14 protein-coding genes are annotated in these 19,304 nt (G+C 72.5%); 1 reads left to right on the top strand and 13 read right to left on the bottom strand.

The annotated features are described in order from the left end of the window. Positions 1-18: 18 nt before the first annotated feature. The 3 genes from FYW95_RS17755 to FYW95_RS17745 form a co-directional block, all read right to left on the bottom strand. On the bottom strand, positions 19-2,028 hold the full coding sequence (locus tag FYW95_RS17755) for a SpoIIE family protein phosphatase (protein WP_160050563.1): 2,010 nt from the start codon (positions 2,026-2,028) through the stop codon (positions 19-21). Positions 2,029-2,725: 697 nt separating this feature from the next. Next, on the bottom strand, positions 2,726-4,471 hold the full coding sequence (aspS, locus tag FYW95_RS17750; protein WP_159942140.1) for an aspartate--tRNA ligase: 1,746 nt from the start codon (positions 4,469-4,471) through the stop codon (positions 2,726-2,728). A gap of 233 nt (positions 4,472-4,704) precedes the next feature. Next, on the bottom strand, positions 4,705-5,382 hold the full coding sequence (locus FYW95_RS17745; RefSeq protein WP_159942141.1) for an MBL fold metallo-hydrolase: 678 nt from the start codon (positions 5,380-5,382) through the stop codon (positions 4,705-4,707). Between the two features lie 444 nt (positions 5,383-5,826). Here FYW95_RS17745 and FYW95_RS17740 point away from each other — a divergent pair, with 444 nt between their 5' ends. Then, positions 5,827-7,059: a DUF349 domain-containing protein gene (locus FYW95_RS17740; protein WP_159942142.1), complete on the top strand. Its 1,233-nt coding sequence runs from the start codon at positions 5,827-5,829 to the stop codon at positions 7,057-7,059. Positions 7,060-7,198: 139 nt separating this feature from the next. Here FYW95_RS17740 and FYW95_RS17735 read toward each other — a convergent pair whose 3' ends face one another. The 10 genes from FYW95_RS17735 to carB form a co-directional block, all read right to left on the bottom strand. Further along, positions 7,199-7,930, bottom strand: a complete 732-nt coding sequence (locus FYW95_RS17735) for a DUF11 domain-containing protein (protein WP_159942143.1) — start codon at positions 7,928-7,930, stop codon at positions 7,199-7,201. Between the two features lie 160 nt (positions 7,931-8,090). After that, on the bottom strand, positions 8,091-9,284 hold the full coding sequence (metK, locus tag FYW95_RS17730; protein WP_159942144.1) for a methionine adenosyltransferase: 1,194 nt from the start codon (positions 9,282-9,284) through the stop codon (positions 8,091-8,093). Between the two features lie 251 nt (positions 9,285-9,535). Beyond that, on the bottom strand, positions 9,536-10,726 hold the full coding sequence (coaBC, locus tag FYW95_RS17725; protein WP_159942305.1) for a bifunctional phosphopantothenoylcysteine decarboxylase/phosphopantothenate--cysteine ligase CoaBC: 1,191 nt from the start codon (positions 10,724-10,726) through the stop codon (positions 9,536-9,538). 72 nt (positions 10,727-10,798) lie between these two features. Beyond that, the gene (gene rpoZ / locus FYW95_RS17720; RefSeq protein WP_159942145.1) at positions 10,799-11,065 is read right to left on the bottom strand and encodes a DNA-directed RNA polymerase subunit omega; all 267 of its coding nucleotides are present in this window, start codon (positions 11,063-11,065) and stop codon (positions 10,799-10,801) included. Positions 11,066-11,186: 121 nt separating this feature from the next. Then, positions 11,187-11,774, bottom strand: a complete 588-nt coding sequence (gene gmk, locus FYW95_RS17715; protein WP_159942146.1) for a guanylate kinase — start codon at positions 11,772-11,774, stop codon at positions 11,187-11,189. Between the two features lie 354 nt (positions 11,775-12,128). Further along, a complete protein-coding gene (mihF, locus tag FYW95_RS17710; RefSeq protein WP_097635562.1) occupies positions 12,129-12,452 on the bottom strand; it encodes an integration host factor, actinobacterial type in 324 nt (107 codons plus the stop codon). 381 nt (positions 12,453-12,833) lie between these two features. Beyond that, a complete protein-coding gene (pyrF, locus tag FYW95_RS17705; RefSeq protein ID WP_159942147.1) occupies positions 12,834-13,568 on the bottom strand; it encodes an orotidine-5'-phosphate decarboxylase in 735 nt (244 codons plus the stop codon). Positions 13,569-13,888: 320 nt separating this feature from the next. Beyond that, a complete protein-coding gene (locus FYW95_RS17700) occupies positions 13,889-14,824 on the bottom strand; it encodes a dihydroorotate dehydrogenase (RefSeq protein ID WP_159942148.1) in 936 nt (311 codons plus the stop codon). Positions 14,825-14,948: 124 nt separating this feature from the next. Then, positions 14,949-15,848: a dihydroorotate dehydrogenase electron transfer subunit gene (locus FYW95_RS17695; protein ID WP_159942149.1), complete on the bottom strand. Its 900-nt coding sequence runs from the start codon at positions 15,846-15,848 to the stop codon at positions 14,949-14,951. Positions 15,849-15,987: 139 nt separating this feature from the next. Continuing rightward, complete coding sequence (gene carB, locus FYW95_RS17690; protein ID WP_159942150.1) at positions 15,988-19,293, bottom strand: carbamoyl-phosphate synthase large subunit; 3,306 nt, start codon at positions 19,291-19,293, stop codon at positions 15,988-15,990. Positions 19,294-19,304: the final 11 nt, after the last annotated feature.

Genomic DNA, 19,304 nt, shown 5'->3' with positions numbered 1-19,304 from the left:
CCAGGGTAGCGGGGCCGGTCAGGTCCCCGAGGCCACCGCGGCCCGGTCCCGGGCGGGCTCGTCGGAGGGGACCATCCGGGTGACCAGCAGGGCGATGTCGTCGCCGCGCCCGGCGGGGGCCATCTCGGCCAGCACGTGCGCGGCCTCCTCAGGGGACTCGTGGTGCTCGGCCAGGGCGGCGCCGACCTGTGCCAGCCCCTCCCCCATGGGAAGGTCCGAACTCTCCACCAGGCCGTCCGAGCACAGCAGCAGCGCGGTGCCGGGCGGCAGCATGCGGGTGCTGACGGGGTAGTCGGCGTCGGGGAGCACGCCCAGCGGCGGGCCGGTCTCGGGCTCCCACAGCTCGTAGCCGCCCCGGGCCGCCAGCACGACCGGCGGCTGCCCCGCCCAGGCGGCCTGCATGACCCCGCTCTCCCGGTCCACGACCAGGTAGCCGCAGGTGGCGAAGACGATCTCGCCGGTCTCGGTGAGCAGGCGGTTGGTCTCGCCCAGCACCACGCCGGGATCGGCCTGGTTGGTGGCGTAGGCGCGGAAGGCCACCCGGATCTGGCCCATGGCCGCGGCGGCCTCCACCCCGTGCCCCTGCACGTCGCCGACCAGGAGGCCGACCTTGTTCTCGGGCAGCTCGATGACGTCGTAGAAGTCGCCGCAGATCCGCCAGTCCGCCCGCGAGGGCAGGTACTTGGTGGCGATGTCCATGTCGGGGAAGCTGGCCACCTGGCGGGGCAGCATCCGGCGCTGCACGGCGTCGGCCAGCTCCAGCTCGGCCTGCTGGGCCTTGATCCGCTGCAGGGCCTGCCCGGCGAGCCCGGCGAAGGTGAGCATCAGGGCGCGCTCGTCCCGGCTGGCGTGGTGGGGGCGGTCCCACACCATCTGCCACACGCCCAGGGCCACCTTGCCGTCACCGAAGATCGGCACGGTGGCCCAGGCCTGGCCGCGCACCTGGCGCATGAGCTCGACGGCGGCGGGGAACCGGCTGATGATCTCGGCCCGGCTCTCGAAGAAGCGGGGCTGGCGGTCCTGGATGACCGCGCCCATGGGGAAGTCGGTGTCGTCGGCGCGGCGCCCGTCGATGCGGTCGAGGTTGCTGCCCGCGGAGCGGGCGTTGGGGGAGCTGCGCAGCACCCCGCCCTCGACGTAGAGGGCGATGGCCTGCACACCGCCGAAGATGGGCAGGAACTCCTCGCTGAGCAGGTCCATGACCTTGTCCACGGTGGTGGCCGAGACCAGCTTGGAGGACAGCTCGGTCACCAGGCGGCCGTGCTCGGCCTCGGTGCGGCGGCGGCGGCGCACCAGCTGGACGTGCTCGGTGACGTCGTCGACGATGCCGACCAGGCGGTCGGGGTCGCCGGGGACGTAGCGGGCGCGCACGTGCAGCGAGCGCTCGTCGCCGAGGCGGTCGAAGACGCGGAAGCGCTGCTCGTAGTCGCGGCCGGAGAAGGAGGCGGACAGGGCGTCGCGCACCCGCGCGATGTCGTCGGGGTGGACCCGCTCCAGGATCCGTTCGAGTTCGCGGTCGTTCCCGGCCAGGAGGGCGCCCAGGGGCGTGGGCCCGAAGAGCTCGCGCAGCCGCCCGGTCTCGAGGTCCAGGCTCCACAGCACCGAGTCGGAGTTGTCGGTGCGCAGCTCGCTGACCACCCGCAGGTCGGCCTCCTCGGTGGAGAGCACGTGCAGCAGCACGACCACGCGCGCACCGTCGTCGGCGGGCACCGGGCGCAGTTCGGCCTCGACCAGGCGGGCGGCCTTGTCGGCCACGCTCAGGCGCAGGCGCGCGCGGCGCCCCCAGGTCCCGCCGAGGGACTCCTCGTGGGCGGTGGCGCCGCGCTGGACGTCGTCACCGTCGAGCAGGTCGTACCAGAGGCGGCCGAGGAGGGCGGACTCCCCCAGGTCGAAGAGTTCGGTGAAGGCCAGGTTGGCGTGGCAGATCGCGCCGTCGGCCAGGGCGAGCGCCATGGGCTCGGGGGCGTGGGAGAACGCCTCCGCGAGAGCGCTCTCGGAACCATCGCCTGCAGCGCGTTTTCCGTTCACGTATGACTCATCCTCATGTCGTCTCGGACGTCACACCCGCGCTCGGGCGCGGCCACCCCTGCCACGTTCCGACCGGCCCATTCTAATGTCCGGGGTCAGACCGATTCTGGTGTCGGACCGGCGGTGCACAGCGGTTCACCACACTCCTGGCGACCGCGTGACCTGGCCGGAGGCGAACCCCGAGGTCCACCGGTAGGGAGAACTGGCGCCGAACTCCACCTCCGCGGCCTCTTACCCCGGGCCACGACGGGTGGATCGTTACGCTCGTGTGACTTCATGGCGCAGAACGCACTCCACCACCACTTCCGACCGCGTACGGGATTTCCTCCCGTGAGGGCACTGTGTTCACTCCACAACACGTGCTCCACCGCGGCGCGGGAGGGGTGATTCGCCCTCAACGGTAGGGGATGACGGCTCTCAGCGCATCCGTACCGGGGCAGCGCGTCCACCTCCGGCCACGACCGCCGCCACAGCCGACGCCCGATAGTCGACGCCGTTCTCCGTGTGACCGAATACGGCGGTTTCCACAAGGGGGATCCGGGCGCCCGGGTGCGGTGCGGATCCCGCCGCCCGCCGAACACGGTGGCCCCGCACCCGGAATCCAGGTGTGCCGAGCCGGGTCCCGCGCCGGCCCGGACACACGCGGGGGCGGCGCGCACCCGGCGCGCCGCCCCCGTGGGCCCGGGGGTCCCGCCGCCTACTTCCTGTCGGCCTTCTCGGGGTCGAAGTCCACCCCGGCCTCGGCCCGCTGGTCCGCCGTGATCGGCGTGGGCGCCCCCGTCAGCGGGTCGCCGCCCGACGCGGTCTTGGGGAAGGCGATGACCTCGCGGATGGTGGGCTGCCCGGCCAGCAGCATGATGATGCGGTCCCACCCCACGGCCAGGCCGCCGTGCGGCGGCGGTCCGAACTTGAACGCCTCCAGCAGGAAGCCGAACTTGGACTCGGCCTCGGCCTTGCTCAGGCCGATGACGTCGAAGATCCGCTGCTGCATCTCGGCGCGGTGGATACGGATGGAGCCCGACACCAGCTCGTAGCCGTTGAGCACCAGGTCGAAGGCCCGGGAGTTGGTCGTGCCGGGGTGGTCCTGGAAGTCGGCCTCGTGCTCCACCGCCGGAGCGGTGAAGGGGTGGTGCACCGGCTTCCAGGTGCCCTCCTCGTCGGCCTCCTCGAACAGGGGCATGTCCGTGATCCACAGGATCTCCCAGCGGGAGGTGTCGATCAGGTCGCAGCGCCTGCCGATCTCCAACCGGGCCGCACCCAGCAGCTCCTGGCTCTCGAAGCGCTTGCCCGCGGCGAAGAACACGGCGTCGCCCGGGGCGGCGCCGACCTTGGCGGCCAGCCCGTCGCGCTCGGCCTCGGAGAGGTTCTTGGCCACCGGGCCGCCCAGGGTGCCGTCCTCCTGCACCAGCACGTAGGCCAGGCCCCTGGCCCCGCGCGAGCGCGCCCACTCCTGCCAGGCGTCCAGCTCCTTGCGGGTCTGGGAGGCGCCGCCCGGCATGACCACCGCACCCACGTAGGGCGCCTTGAACACCCGGAAGGGGGTGTCGGCGAAGTAGTCGGTGACCTCCACCAGCTCCTGGCCGAAGCGCAGGTCCGGCTTGTCGGAGCCGAAGCGGTCCATGGCCTCGGCGAAGCGCATCCGCGGGAAGCTCTCGGGCAGCTCCACCCCGCGCACCTCGCGCAGCAGGCGGGTGAACAGCTGCTCGCCGACGGCGAAGATGTCCTCCTCGTCGACGAAGCTCATCTCCAGGTCGATCTGGGTGAACTCCGGCTGGCGGTCGGCGCGCAGGTCCTCGTCGCGGAAGCAGCGGGTGAGCTGGTAGTAGCGCTCCATGCCGCCGACCATGAGCAGCTGCTTGAACAGCTGGGGGGACTGCGGCAGCGCGTACCAGTGGCCCGGCTGGAGGCGGACCGGGACCAGGAAGTCGCGGGCGCCCTCCGGGGTGGAACGCGTCATGTAGGGCGTCTCGACGTAGGTGAAACCCAGGTCGCGCATGACCTCGTGGGCCACGTAGGTCGCCTTGGAGCGCAGCCGCAGGTTCTCGGCCATCTCCTGGCGGCGGATGTCCAGGTAGCGGTAGCGCAGCCGGGTCTCCTCGGCCACGTCCGCGGCGCTGTCCAGCTGGAAGGGCAGCGGCGCGGCCTCGCTGAGCACCTCGATCTCGTCGGCGACGACCTCGACGGCGCCCGTGGGGATCTCGGTGTTCTCGTTGCCCTCGGGTCGCACCCGTACCGAGCCGGTGACCTTGATGCAGTACTCGGCGCGCAGGTCGTGGGCGAGGTCGTCCTCGCGGACGACGACCTGCACCACCCCGGAGGCCTCGCGCAGGTCGAGGAAGACGACGCCGCCGTGGTCGCGGCGGCGGGCCACCCAACCGGCGAGGACGACAGTGGCGCCGGCGTGCTCGGCGCGCAACGCACCTGCCTCATGCGTGCGTATCAACGGACTTCTCCTTCAGCGTCTTGTTCATGTCAAGTGTGCCCGACCTGCGCTTCGGTACGGGCCAGACCTGTGGACACCGCCCCGCGCGCATCCGTGCGGGGCGGCGGGTAGGAACACCGGCCACCGCGTGCGGGCGGGGCCGGTGCCCGTATCTCGTCCGTCGTGCGGGCGCTGGTGCTGCTGGATGGTCATACGTGGTCCCTGCGGGAGGAGACGGGGCCGGAACTCGCGGGTCAGCCGTTGATATCGCGCAGGTAGGGGTTCTTGGCGCGCTCGCGTCCGACGGTGGTGGCCGGGCCGTGGCCGGGCAGGACCTGGGTGTCGTCGGGGCGGGCCAGCACGGCGCTGGCGAGGCTGCGCAGCATGGCCCCGTGGTCGCCGCCGGGAAAGTCGGTGCGGCCGATGGATCCGGCGAAGACCAGGTCGCCCGCGAACATCACCGGGACGCCGTCCTCGGTGGTCGCGGTGTAGACGACCGAACCGGGGGTGTGGCCGGGGGTGTGCTCGACCCCGAAGTCCAGTCCGGCCAGGGTGAGGGTGTCGCCGCCCGAGACCTCGACCAGCTCCTCGGGTTCGGTGTACGGGCCCGGGCCCAGCAGGGCCGACAGCTGGGCGGCGAAGCCGGGGTCCACGCCCGCGGCGGGGTCGGTGAGCAGTGCGCGGTCGGCGGCGTGCAGGTGGACGGGGACCTTGTGTCGCGCGCACAGGTCGGCGGCCGACCACACGTGGTCGAAGTGGCCGTGGGTGAGCAGGACGGCGACGGGGGTCAGGCCGTGTTCGGTGAGCACCTTGTCGACCTGTTCGGCGGCCTCCTGGCCCGGGTCGACGATGACGCAGTCGCCGCCCGGGGCCGGTGCGAGCACGTAGCAGTTCGCGGCGAGGGGCCCGGTGGGGAGTGCGGCGATGAGCACGGCGGATGTCGTCCTGTTCCTCGGTCGGGTACACGGTCGGGGGCGGCGGGGTTACGGCGGACCCCGGCTCCTGAGCCTACCGACGCCCGGAGGGGGCGGCGACCCGATCGGCTCCCGCTGGAAAGCGTTTGATCACCATTCGATCACCGCGCGCGGCTGGCCTCTTTGCCAAACCGCGTGGTAATGCCATATTGGTCACCGACCTTGGTGCGGTACCGGCGCCCCGAACCACGCCTGAACTGCGCGGAAGGGGCGGGCCGACCCAGCGCGCGAGGGTGCGCGGACACCCGTGATCCGCGCAGACGTGAATCACGGCGCGGCGCCTCCCGCCGAATCGTACGGATATCGTGCTGAGCACGGTGGTTCCCGTCACGAACCGGCGAGGACACGACGCGACGACCCGAACCCGTCCCACGGCCGGGCTCATGACAGCAGGAGGACACGGTGACCACGGACCCTTGGGGCCGCGTAGACGACGACGGCACGGTCTACGTGCGCACGAGCGAAGGCGAGCGGGTCGTCGGATCGTGGCAGGCGGGGGCGCCGGAGGAGGCCCTGACGTTCTTCCGCCGCAAGTACGACGCCCTGGTCACCGAGGTGGAGCTGCTGGAGAAGCGGCTGCGCAGCACCGACCTGTCCGCCTCCGCGGCGATGGCGAACATCGACAAGCTGCGCGACGCGGTCCGCGACGCGCACGCGGTCGGTGACCTGGACTCGCTGATGAAGCGCCTGGACGTGTTGGCCGACCGCGCCGAGGAGCGCAAGGTCGAGCAGAAGCAGGCCCAGGAGCAGGCGCGCGGCCAGGCCCGGGAGATCAAGGAGCGCATCGTCGCCGAGGCCGAGCGGGTCGCGGCGGAGACGACGCACTGGAAGTCCGGCGGCGAGCGCATGCTGCAGCTCATCGAGGAGTGGAAGAAGGCCCCGCGGGCCGACCGTCCCACCGAGCAGGCGCTGTGGAAGCGGATGTCGGCGGCGCGCAACTCCTTCTCCAAGCGGCGCAAGGCCTACTTCGCCAACCTGGACCAGGAGCGCGAGGCGGTACGGGCGGAGAAGGAGCGCATCGTGGAGGAGGCCGAGGCCCTGGCCTCCTCCACGGACTGGGGCCCCACGGCCCGCGCCTACCGCGACCTGATGCAGCGCTGGAAGCGCAGCGGCCGCACGGACAGAGCCAGCGAGGACAAGCTGTGGACGCGCTTCAAGGCGGCCCAGGACACCTTCTTCGACGCGCGCAACGCGACCTTCGCCGAGCGCGACGCCGAACTGCGGGTCAACGCCGAGGCCAAGGAGCGCATCCTGGCCGAGGCCAAGGCGGAGATCCCGGGGATCTCCGACCCGAGGCGGGCGCGCGCCCGGCTGCGTGACTTCCAGGAGGCCTGGGAGGAGGCCGGTGAGCTGCCGCGTGACGTGCGCGACCACCTGGAGGGCGCCTTCCGGCAGATCGAGGACAGCGTGCGCCGGGCCGAGGAGGCCGAGTGGGAGCGCACCAGCCCCGAGGCGCGGGCCCGCGCCGAGGACACGGTCGCCCAGCTGGCCTCGGCGATCGCCGACCTGGAGACCCGGCTGGACAAGGCCCGGGCCAGCGGTGACACGCGCCGGATCCGCGAGTGCGAGGACGCGCTGGAGGCCCGCCGTTCGTGGCTGGCCGAGGCGGAGAAGGCACTCGACGAGCTGAGCTAGGGGCGGTGCCCCGGAACGGGCCGCGGCGGCCGGTGGCCGCCCGCGGCCCGTCGGCGTCCGCGGACCCGTTCCCCCCTCCGCGGCGGGAGGCGTGCGGTTGCGGCCCTCCCGTGTCGCCCGTCCTGTCGGGTTCGTACGTTCAGGGCCGGGGGTCGAGTTCGGCGGCCCTCGTGTCGTCCGCCGGGATGAGGGACGGCCCGATCGCGGGCTCGGCCGGTTTCCCGGCGGCGGGCACGGGCTCCGCGTCGGTACCGGCCGGCTCCCCGGTGGCGGGTTCGGGCGCGGGGCGGGTGCCGGCGGGCGGCGGGCCTCCGGTCGGGTGCGTGTGGCGGTGGCGGACCATGGCGCCGACGCACAGGGCCAGTGCGGCGCCGAAGGCCAGCCCGGTGACCACCCAGACCAGGGGCAGTGCCGCGTGGACGCGGTGTACGGCGGCGTCGCAGGAGACCAGGACCGCGTCGGGAGCCGGGCGCGCGCACACCGTGGTGACCGGATGCTCCCCCCCGTCGCGGACCCCGGTGATCTCGCCGGTGACGCGCATGCGCACCAGTTCGCCCGGGCGCAGCGAGCGCGTCCAGGTCACCCGGCCCTCCCCCGCCCCGGCCCCGCCCGATCCGGAGACGTAGCGCATGGTGGGCGGCAGGAACTGCACGATCTCGGCCTCGCGCAGGGTCTCGGTCCCGGAGTTGCGCACGCGGACCACGTAGTGGATCCGGTCGCCCGGGCCCAGTCGCTCCTCGTCGGCGCTGGCGCTCAGGCGCACGCGCAGTTCGCCCGCGCCGGGGAGGCCCTCCGCAGCGGCGGGCGCCGCCCCGGGAAGGGCGGCCAGCACCGCGAGCCCCACCGCCGCCACCGCCGTCGCCACGGTCATGGTCCCCTCCGGTTCCGCACACGAATGTCACACGTCGTATATACGGAATAACACGGAGTGGCCGAAAGGGGCGTGTGACATGCGGAAGGGGGTGACACGCGTCCGGGGCGGGCGGCCGGTCCGGGCCGCTCGCCCCGGAGGGAGCGCGCTGGAGGAGGTCTCAGGCCCCCACGAAGGAGCGCAGCGCGGCGGCGCGCTCGGTGCTCTCCCAGGTGAACTCGGGCAGCTCACGGCCGAAGTGGCCGTAGGCGGCGGTGCGGGAGTAGATCGGGCGCAGCAGGTCCAGGTCGCGCACGATGGCGGCCGGGCGCAGGTCGAAGACCTCCTTGACGGCCTTCTCGATCAGATCCGGGGCGACCTTCTCGGTGCCGAAGGTCTCGATGAACACACCGACCGGGTGCGCCTTGCCGATGGCGTAGGCGACCTGGACCTCGGCGCGCTCGGCGAGTTCGGCGGCCACGATGTTCTTGGCGACCCAGCGGGTGGCGTAGGCGGCCGAGCGGTCCACCTTCGAGGGGTCCTTGCCGGAGAAGGCGCCGCCGCCGTGGCGGGCGTAGCCGCCGTAGGTGTCGACGATGATCTTGCGGCCGGTCAGGCCCGCGTCGCCCATGGGGCCGCCGATCTCGAAGCGGCCGGTGGGGTTGACCAGGAGGCGGTAGTCGTCGGCCTCCAGGCCGAAGGCGGACACGACCGGTTCGATGACGTGCTCACGGATGTCGGGGGTGAGCATCTCGTCGAGGTTGATGTCGGCGGAGTGCTGGCTGGAGACCACGACGGTGTTCAGGCGGACCGGGGTCTGGCCGTCGTACTCGACGGTGACCTGGGTCTTGCCGTCGGGGCGCAGGTAGGGCACCGTGCCGTTGCGGCGCACGGCCGCCAGGCGCTCGGCCAGGGAGTGGGCCAGCTTGATCGGCAGCGGCATCAGCTCGGGGGTCTCCCGGTTGGCGTAGCCGAACATCAGGCCCTGGTCGCCCGCGCCCTGCTGGTTGAGGGCGTCGTCCTCGTTCTCGACACGCGCCTCGTAGGCGGTGTCGACCCCCTGGGCGATGTCGGGGGACTGGGCGTCGATGGAGACGTTGACCCCGCAGGAGTCACCGTCGAACCCCTTGGCGGAGGAGTCGTAACCGATCTCGAGGATCTTCTCGCGCACGATGGCGGGGATGTCGACGTAGGTCTGGGTGGTGACCTCGCCCGCGATGTGGACCTGACCGGTGGTGATCAGTGTCTCGACCGCGACCCGGCTGCGCGGGTCGCTGGTGAGCATCGCGTCGAGGATCGCGTCACTGATCTGGTCGGCCATCTTGTCGGGATGGCCCTCGGTGACCGACTCGGAGGTGAAAAGGCGGCGGGACACGTTGCGTGACTCCTTGCAGCGGCTGCTGGCTGACAGTGTCGGCGCGGCGGGGGCCGCCCCCGGCTGCCTGCCGGGGCGGTCGTTACCGACCGACGGGGTTGGTTGTTGGTCCACTGTAACGGGACTGGTGGGGAGGGGCACCCGGCGGTCGAACGCGCTGTTCGTCACGGGCACCCGCTCGCAGTGTGGCGTACTCGGCGGTAGGAATCCAGTCCAGCGCGCGGGCGCGTCCGCCCCGGCCGGGGCCCGCCTCAGCCCAGGCGCTGGCGGACCAGGTCCCAGACCCGGTCGGCCAGGTCCTCCTTGGGCCCGGTGGGAACGTCGACCGCGGTGCCGTCCGCGCCGAGGATGACGGCCTGGTTGTCCTCGGTGCCGAAGGCGCGCCCGCCGCCGACCTGGTTGACCACGAGCAGATCGCAGCCCTTGCGCCGCAGTTTGGCGCGGCCGTTGGCGAGCACGTCGTCGGTCTCGGCGGCGAAGCCCACGATGGTCTGCGCCAGGCCTTCGGCGCCGCGGGAGGCGACCAGTCCGGCGAGGATGTCGGGGTTCTCCACGAGTTCGATGGGCGCGGGGGCCGCACCGGACTTCTTGATCTTGGAGGCGGCGCTGGCCGCGGGGCGGAAGTCGGCGACGGCGGCGCTCATGACGAGCACGTCGGCGCCCGCGCGTTCGGCCTCCATCGCCTCGGCCAGTTGCCGGGCCGACTCCACGCGCACGACGCGCGCTCCGGCGGGGTCAGGCAGGGTGACGTTGGCGGCGACCAGGGTCACTTCCGCGCCGCGGGCGGCGGCGGTGCGCGCCAGGGCGTAGCCCTGTTTGCCGGAGGAGTGGTTGCCCAGGAAGCGGACGGGATCCAGGGCCTCGCGGGTGCCGCCCGCGGAGACGACCACGCGCCGGCCGGTGAGGTCGGGGGCGGCGGTGCCGCGGCGCAGGGCCAGGCGGGCGGCCTCGAACAGCTCCGCGGGTTCGGGCAGGCGCCCGCGACCGGTGTCGGCGCCGGTCAGGCGGCCCACGGCGGGGTCCAGCACCAGGGCGCCGCGGGAGCGCAGGGTGGCCACGTTGTCCCGGGTGGCGGGGTGCTCCCACATCTCGGTGTGCATCGCGGGCGCGAACACGACCGGGCAGCGCGCGGTGAGCAGGGTGTTGGTGAGCAGGTCGTCGGCCAGGCCGCTCGCGGCCTTGGCCAGGATGTTGGCGGTGGCCGGGGCCACGAACACCAGGTCGGCCTCCTGGCCCAGGCGTACGTGCGGGACCTCGTGCACGGAGTCCCACACGCCGGTGGCGACGGGTTGGCCGGACAGGGCGGCCCAGGTGGGCTCACCGACGAAGCGCAGGGCCTCGGCGGTGGGCACGACCCGGACCCGGTGGCCGGACTCGGTCAGTCGGCGCAGGAGCTCGCACGCCTTGTAGGCGGCGATGCCCCCGCCGACGCCGAGGACCACCCGGGGAACGGTTTGTGTGTCACTCACAGACAGGGTTTCTACCAGGCCCCGGGCGCCGCGGGAGCGGCGGGATCAGGAACCCTCGAAGGGTTCGGCGGTGAGCAGGCCCGCCTTGACCTCGCGCAGGGCGATGGACAGGGACTTCTCCTGGACCTGGGTCTCCACCAGCGGGCCGACGTACTCCAGCAGGCCCTCGCCCAGCTGGGCGTAGTAGGCGTTGATCTGGCGGGCGCGCTTGGAGGCCATGGTGACCAGGCTGTACTTGCTGTCCACCAGTTCCAGCAGATCGTCGATCGGCGGGTTGGTGATGCCTTCGGCGACGGGCTCGGTACCAGCCACTTCGAATTACCCCCAGGGATGGTCCGCGGCCGAGGGGCCGCGGTGCGGTGGTCAGAACGTGGGCGCCGCCGGGACGGTGCCCGGCCCGGCGCGGGGCGCGGACCCTCGGGTCCGGCCGCTATCACACCTTGGGCGCGGTCACCAACGCTAGCAGCTCGTCGCACACATCCTGTACGGACGTGTTGACGAGCGTGGTGTCGAACTCCTTCTCGGCGGCCAGCTCGGTCCTGGCCACCTCCAGGCGGCGCTGGATGACCTCCTCGGACTCGGTGCCGCGCCCGGTGAGACGGCGGACCAGCTCCTCCCAGGAGGGCGGGGCGAGGAAGACGTGCAGGGCGTCGGGCATGGACGCGCGGACCTGGCGGGCGCCCTGGAGCTCGATCTCCAGCAGGACGGGCACTCCGGCGGCCAGGCGCTCCTCGACGGGGCGGCGCGGGGTGCCGTACCGGTTGCCCGCGAACTGGGCCCACTCCAGGAGCTGGTCCCCGGCGACGAGGCGGTCGAACTCCTCGTCGGTGACGAAGCGGTACTGGACCCCGTCCTGCTCGCCGGGGCGGGGTGCGCGGGTGGTGACCGAGACCGAGAGCCACACGTCGGGGTTCTGGCGGCGCAGGTGGGCGACCACCGTGCTCTTCCCCACACCCGAGGGTCCGGACAGGACGGTCAGCCGCCTCTGGGCGGGGCTGGGGTGGGATCCGGAGTCGGACATGTGTGTTCCAGGCTTCCCTTCGGGCCTGTCCGCCACGGGCGGGGCCGGGGCCCTCGCGTCGCGCACCGGGGGCCGGGTCCGGCCCGGGCGCCTGGCCGTGCGGGCGGCTGGTGTGCGGTGTGTCCGCGTACGGTCGCGGGAAGTTCCCTTTATACCACCGGGCCGCGGCGCGGCGGACGGCTGTGGCCTGGGGCCACCCGTCCGCCGGCCGCGGCCCGCCGAAGCTCACCGGGGGTCGGCCGCCGTCGCGGCCGGGCCCGCGCCGCGACTGTGGGGGACGCGGCGGGCCGGTGTACTGCGTTCAGGTGCTGCTGGCGCTGCTGGACGCAGCGGGTACTGCGGTACCGCTGGGCGCTACTTGGTGAGGTCGCCGAACTCGGCCTCGAGGGCGGCGCGCTGGTTGGTCCCCAGGCCGCGGACACGGCGCGACTCGGCGATGTTGAGCCGCTCCATGATCTGCTTGGCGCGGACCTTGCCGACGCCGGGAAGGGACTCGAGCAGTGCCGACACCTTCATCTTGCCGATGACGTCGTCCTTGAGTCCGTTGGAGAGGACCTCGGACAGCGAGATGCCGCCGTTCTTCAGCTTGTTCTTGACCTCCGCGCGCTCTTTTCTGGCCTTGGCGGCCTTCTCCAGAGCCGCGGTGCGCTGTTCGGGTGTCAGGGGAGGAAGGGCCACGCCGGGTCACCTCGGATTTCTACTCGTTTGTAGAGGGCGGACGCCTGCGCAAGTTAGTAGGTCTGACCCCTGTTAGGCAACGCAAAGTGCCCTTTCAGCGGCTATTTCGTCGAACCAACTACCCAGAGTTACAAGTCAACTGCTATAAGAGACGAAAATCAGGACTTTGGTCCCGATTGACTAAGGGATGGAGCATGCGACCAGCGGAGGTCACACAGGGGTGACTCAGGTCACTCTGGGCAGTGTTGTTCGAGTTTCGGACACACCCAATTATCAATCTTTTGTGACACATAACCGGGCGCGCCCTCCCCCTCACGAGGGATCGTCTCCCGGTTCCGTCGTTCCCCTCGTGTCACTCCCTTCTCCGCCGTCGAAGAGTGCTCAGCGGCGCCGTCCTCCTCCGCTTGCCTGGACGCCGGCCGCGGCCCGGCGCACCGCCGCGGCGATGGAGGCCGCCGCCGCTCCGGGGTCCGGCGCCCGGGTGATGGGGCGGCCGACGACCAGCAGGTCCGCCCCGGCCGCGATCGCCTCCTCCGGGGTCGCCACCCGCGACTGGTCGCCCGGGTCCGCCCCCGCCGGGCGCACGCCCGGCGTGATGAGGGTGACTCCGGGCCCGACCTCGTCCCGGACCAGGGCCACCTCGCGCGGCGAGCAGACCAGGGCCCCGGCCCCGGCCCCCACCGCCAGCGCCGCCAGGCGCCGCACCGCGTCGCGGGACGGGCCGAGCAGCCCCACCTGCTCCAGGTCCGCCTCGTCCATGGAGGTGAGCACCGTCACGGCGGCGACCGTGGTGTCGGGGGCGGCCTCCACCGCGGCCCGCACCATGTCCGCCCCTCCCCCGGCGTGCACGGTGAGGATGGAGGGGCGCAGGTGGGCGACACTGCGTGCGGCGCCGGCCACCGTGGCCGGGATGTCGTGCAGCTTCAGGTCCAGGAAGACCCCCACCCCGCTGGCCCCGCGCACGGCGCCGACCACGTCGGGCCCGTAGCGCAGGTAGAGCTCCAGCCCCACCTTGACCGTGCTCACGTGCGGCGCGACGGCCGAGGCCCAGGTGGCCGCCGTCTCCAGGTCCCGGGCGTCCAGGGCCACGGCGATGGGCGCGGAAGGCGCGGTCATGTCGGTCGTCTCCTCTGTCGTGTGTGGCCGAGCGGGTCGGCGCGTGCAACGCACGGATGTACTTACGGACGTGCTTACCGAAGCACCGGACGATGCACGTTCACTGTCATGTGCACACCACCAAGGTGTGCGGTTCCCCGGATACGCCGCTTCATGCGCCCCACCCGGGTCACTTCCCCGTAACGGCCGCCAGGCGGCCGCAGGCGCGGTTTCTGCCTGCACCGTACACAGATGGACCGCCTGCGCGCACGCGGTCGCACAGAGCCGTTTCAGGACCTTTCAGGCCGGTCAGAGCCTCTGTGCACCATGTGCCCGGACCGTCACGCCCCCGCCCGGTGGGCGGCCCCCACCACGTCGGCGGCCCTGGCCAGGCCCCGGGCCTCCAGCAGCTCGGTGAACTCGCGCAGCACGCGCGCGCACGCCGAGGGGTCGGAGAAGTTGGTCGTGCCGACCGCCACCGCGCTGGCCCCGGCCGCCATGAACTCCAGGACGTCGGCGCCCGTGCGGACCCCGCCCATGCCGACGATGGGCACCTCCGGCAGCGCCTCGTGCACGCGGTAGACGCAGCCGACCGCGAGCGGGCGGATGGCCGGGCCGGACAGCCCGCCCATGCCCCCGGCCACCGCCGGACGCAGGGTGCGGGTGTCCACGGCCATACCGCGCACGGTGTTGACCATGGACAGCCCGTCCGCGCGCGCCCGCACGCACGCGGTGGCCAGCGCCACCACGTCGGGGACGTCGGCGGCCAGCTTGGCCAGCACCGGCAGCCCGGAGCGCGTGTGGGAGCGCACCGTGCCCACCACGGCGGCGGCCCTCGCCGGGTCGTCGGCGAAGTGGCGCCCCGCGGGGTCGGCGGGGTCGGGGCAGGAGAGGTTCACCTCGATCGCGCTGACCCCCTCCGCCGCCGAGACGCGCCGGGCCAGCTCGCCGAACTCGCCCACACCGGCGCCGGCGATGGACACGATCGCCCGGCCGCCCCGGGAGAGCAGCCAGGGCAGGTCCCGTTGGAGGAACACGTCCACTCCGGGCCCCTGCATACCCGTCGTGCTGAGCATCCCGCTGGGCGTCTCGGCCATGCGGGGGGCGGGCCGTCCGGCGTGCGGCTCCAGCATCACCGACTTGGTGGTGACGGCGCCGATGGAGGCGATGTCGAAGAACTGGGCCAGTTCGCGGCCGGATCCGGCGCACCCGGCGGCGGTCACCACCGGGTTGGGCAGTTCCCAGCCGCCCAGGCGGGTCCTGAGGTCTGCGTTCACTCTTCCTCTGGGGGTTCGTCTTCGGGGTGCGGGGGTCCGTCCCGTGCGGAGTCCGCGGCCCCGCGGGTACGGGTCCCGCGGGTGCCGGCCGGGCGCGCCCGCGGGCGGCGGGGGCGGGCCGCGCTCAGGCGATGTCGCGGGCCGACTCGGCGGCCCGGGCGGCGCTGGAGCCCTTCCAGCCGGGGGCTCCCAGGGCGTCGAAGGGAATGGTGCCCACGTCGTCGAAGCGCACCTGCTCACCGCGGAAGACCGGGCCGTCCACGCACGAGCGCACCATGCGGGTGATGCCGTCCTCGCCCACCACCGGGATGACGCAGGTCATGCAGATCCCGGTGCCGCAGGCCATCGTCTCCTCCACCGCCACCTGGACGGGGATGCCGTGGTTGCCCGCCACGGCGGTGACCGCCCGCAGCATGGGCATCGGACCGCAGGCGTAGACGGCGTCGGAGCGGCACTCCTCGACCACCCGGCCCAGGACGTCGGTGACCCGGCCGCGGGTGCCGAAGGAGCCGTCGTCGGTGGTGAAGGTGGCCGTCTCGGCGATGCGGCGCGCGGTGATGGCGCTGAAGACCCGGTCGGCGGAGGCCGCCCCGAGCACGAAGTCGACACGGCAGCCGCGCCTGCGCAGCGACTGGGCGAGCGGGAACAGCGGGGCGCTGCCCGAGCCGCCGCCCACCAGCACGCAGTTGACCGGGTCGCGCGGCAGCGGGAAGGGGCGGCCCAGGGGACCGACCACGTCCAGCAGGTCGCGCGATCTTCGCTCCGACAACCAGGCGGTGCCGGTGCCGCGCACCGCGAACAGGAACTCCACCGTTCCGCCGTAGTCGGGTTTGACGTCGTGGATGGCGAAGGGGCGGCGCAGCAGGGTGCTGGAGTGGTCGCCGCCCACCGCCACCGACACGAACTGCCCGGAGCGGAAGCGTTCGGCGATGCCCGGGGCGACCACGGTGATGGCGTAGTAGGCGTCCACCCGGCGCACGTTCAGCACCGGACACCTGGCCTGCACCGGTCCGTTGTCGCTCATCAGTGCGTGGCGCCGAAGCCCCGGTGTCACGGACCCGGGCGCCGACGCCGCCCTCCCCCCTCTGGAGTTGCTGCCCTGTGCCGACCACCGTATCGGCGGGAGCGCCGTGGGCGAACCGCCCGCGGCGCCCCCGCACGGGTCAGCGGGTCCGGCTGGCGGTGAGGGTCCGGGCGTGCTCCTGCAGGGAGCGCACCCCGACGTCGCCGCGCACCCGCGCCTCGATCGCCTGCACCGCGGCGGCCAGGCCCTGCACGGTGGTCACGCTGGGCACGCCGCGCAGCACGGCCGCGGTGCGGATCTCGTAGCCGTCCAGGCGCGGACCGGCCTGCCCGGCACTGCCGAAGGGCGTGTTGACGATGAGGTCGACGCCCCCGGCGTGGATGAGCTGGACGATGGTCGGCTCGCCCTCGGGGCCGCTGCCCTCGCTGTGCTTGCGCACCACGGTGGCGTGCACGCCGTTGCGGCGCAGCACCACGGCGGTGCCCTCGGTGGCCAGGATCTCGAAGCCCAGGTCGGCCAGGCGCTTGACCGGGAAGATCATCGAGCGCTTGTCGCGGTTGGCCACCGAGACGAACACCCGGCCCTTCTCGGGCAGGGAGCCGTTGACGGCCAGCTGCGACTTGGCGTAGGCCGCGCCGAACTCGGTGTCCAGGCCCATGACCTCGCCGGTGGAGCGCATCTCCGGGCCGAGGATGGTGTCGACGCCCTCGCCCTTCCTGTCGATGAACCGGTTGAAGGGCAGCACGGCCTCCTTGACCGAGACCGGCGCGTCCGCCGGCAGGTCGCCGCCGTCGCCGGTGGCGGGCAGCATGCCCTCCTCGCGCAGCTCCGCGATGGTGGCCCCGGCCATGACGCGGGCGGCGGCCTTGGCCAGCGGCACCGCGGTGGCCTTGGACACGAACGGCACGGTGCGCGAGGCGCGCGGGTTGGCCTCCAGCACGTTGAGCACGCCGGAGGCGAGCGCGTACTGGACGTTGATCAGGCCGCGCACCCCGGTGCCCCGGGCGATGGCCTCGGTGGAGTAGCGGATCCGCTCGATGTCCTCGCGGCCCAGGGTGATGGAGGGCAGGGTGCACGCCGAGTCGCCGGAGTGGATCCCGGCCTCCTCGATGTGCTCCATGACGCCGCCCAGGTACAGGTCGCGCCCGTCGTAGAGGGCGTCGACGTCGATCTCGATGGCGTCGTCGAGGAAGCGGTCGATGAGCACCGGGTGCTCGGGGCTGACCTCGGCGTTGCGCTCGATGTAGTCGGCGAGCATCGTCTCGCTGTAGACGATCTCCATGCCCCGGCCGCCCAGCACGTAGGAGGGGCGGACCATGACGGGGTAGCCGATCTCGTCCGCGGCGGCCTTGGCCTCGGCGAAGGAGTGGGCGGTGCCGTACTTGGGGGCGGGCAGACCGGCCTGGTCCAGGACCCTGCCGAACGCGCCGCGGTCCTCGGCCAGGTCGATGGCCTCGGGACTGGTGCCGATGATGGGCACCCCGGCGTCCTTGAGGCGGCGGGCCAGGCCCAGCGGGGTCTGGCCACCGAGCTGGACGATGACCCCGACGACCGGTCCGGCGGCCTGCTCGGCGCGCACGACCTCCAGCACGTCCTCCAGGGTGAGCGGCTCGAAGTAGAGCCGGTCGCTGGTGTCGTAGTCGGTGGAGACGGTCTCGGGGTTGCAGTTGACCATCACGGTCTCGTACCCGGCCTCGGACAGCGCGAAGGAGGCGTGGACGCAGGAGTAGTCGAACTCCACGCCCTGGCCGATGCGGTTGGGTCCCGAGCCCAGGATGATGATCTTGGGCCGGTCGCCCGTGGGGACCTCGGTCTCCTCGTCGTAGCTGGAGTACAGGTAGGGCGTCCGGGCCGCGAACTCGGCGGCGCAGGTGTCCACGGTCAGGTAGACGGGGTGGATGCCCAGGGCGTGGCGCAGCTCGCGCACGACCTCCTCGGTGCGGCCGGTGATCTGGCCGATCTGGACGTCGGAGAAGCCCAGCCCCTTGGCCTCGCGCAGCAGGTCGGCGTCGAGCTTGGGCGCCGCGGCCAGGACGCGGGCCATCTCCTCCAGGCGCAGCATCTGGTCCAGGAACCAGGGGTCGATCTTGGTGGCCTCGTGGAGCTCGGCCACGGTGGCCCCGGCGCGCAGGGCCTGCTGGACCTGGCGCAGGCGGTACTCGGTGGGCACGGCGGCGCGGCGCAGCAGGTCGTCCTTGTCGCCGGGCTCACCCTCCCAGGTCAGGCCCACACCCTTCTTCTCCAGGGAGCGCATGGCCTTCTGCAGGGCCTCGGGGAAGGAGCGGCCGATGGCCATGGCCTCGCCCACCGACTTCATGGTGGTGGTCAGGCCGGGGTCGGCACCGGGGAACTTCTCGAAGGCGAACCGGGGCACCTTGACGACCACGTAGTCGAGCGCGGGCTCGAAGCTGGCCGGGGTCTTCTGGGTGATGTCGTTGGGGATCTCGTCCAGGGTGTAGCCGACGGCGAGCTTGGCGGCGATCTTGGCGATCGGGAAGCCGGTGGCCTTGGAGGCCAGCGCCGAGGAGCGCGACACACGCGGGTTCATCTCGATGACGATGATCCGGCCGGTGGTGGGGTGGACGGCGAACTGGATGTTGCAGCCGCCGGTGTCCACGCCGACCTCGCGGATGACCGCGATGCCGATGTCGCGCAACTGCTGGTACTCGCGGTCGGTGAGGGTCATGGCGGGGGCGACGGTGATGGAGTCGCCGGTGTGCACGCCCATGGGGTCGAGGTTCTCGATGGAGCACACGACCACGACGTTGTCGTTGGCGTCGCGCATGAGCTCCAGCTCGTACTCCTTCCAACCGAGGATGGACTCCTCCAGGAGCACCTCGGTGGTCGGGGAGAGCGCCAGGCCCTGTCCCGCGATGCGGCGCAGCTGGGTCTCGTCGTGGGCGAAGCCCGAGCCCGCACCGCCCATGGTGAACGAGGGGCGCACGACCACGGGGTAGTTGAGCTCCTCGGCGGCGGCCAGGCACTCCTCCAGGGTGTGGCAGATGCGCGAGCGGGCGGACTCGCCGCCGACGCGCTCCACGATGCCCTTGAAGCTCTCGCGGTCCTCGGCGGCCTGGATGGCCGCGATGTTGGCGCCGATGAGCTCGACGCCGTACTTGTCCAGGACGCCCGCCTCGTCCAGGGAGATGGCGGCGTTGAGCGCGGTCTGCCCTCCCAGGGTGGGCAGCAGGGCGTCGGGGCGCTCCTTGGCGATGATCTTCTCGATCATCTCGGTGGTGATCGGCTCCACGTAGGTGGCGTCGGCGATCTCGGGGTCGGTCATGATCGTGGCCGGGTTGGAGTTGACCAGGATGACCCGCAGGCCCTCGGCCTTGAGGACACGGCAGGCCTGGGTTCCCGAGTAGTCGAACTCGGCCGCCTGCCCGATCACGATCGGCCCGGAGCCGATCACGAGGACGGATGAAAGGTCACTACGGCGCGGCATGCTCTGCTTCC

The sequence above is a fragment of the Nocardiopsis sp. FR4 genome, assembly GCF_009830945.1.
Taxonomy (GTDB): domain Bacteria; phylum Actinomycetota; class Actinomycetes; order Streptosporangiales; family Streptosporangiaceae; genus Nocardiopsis.
Note: the sequence above shows the minus strand (reverse complement) of the source record. Positions and strands in the feature narration are given on the sequence as shown.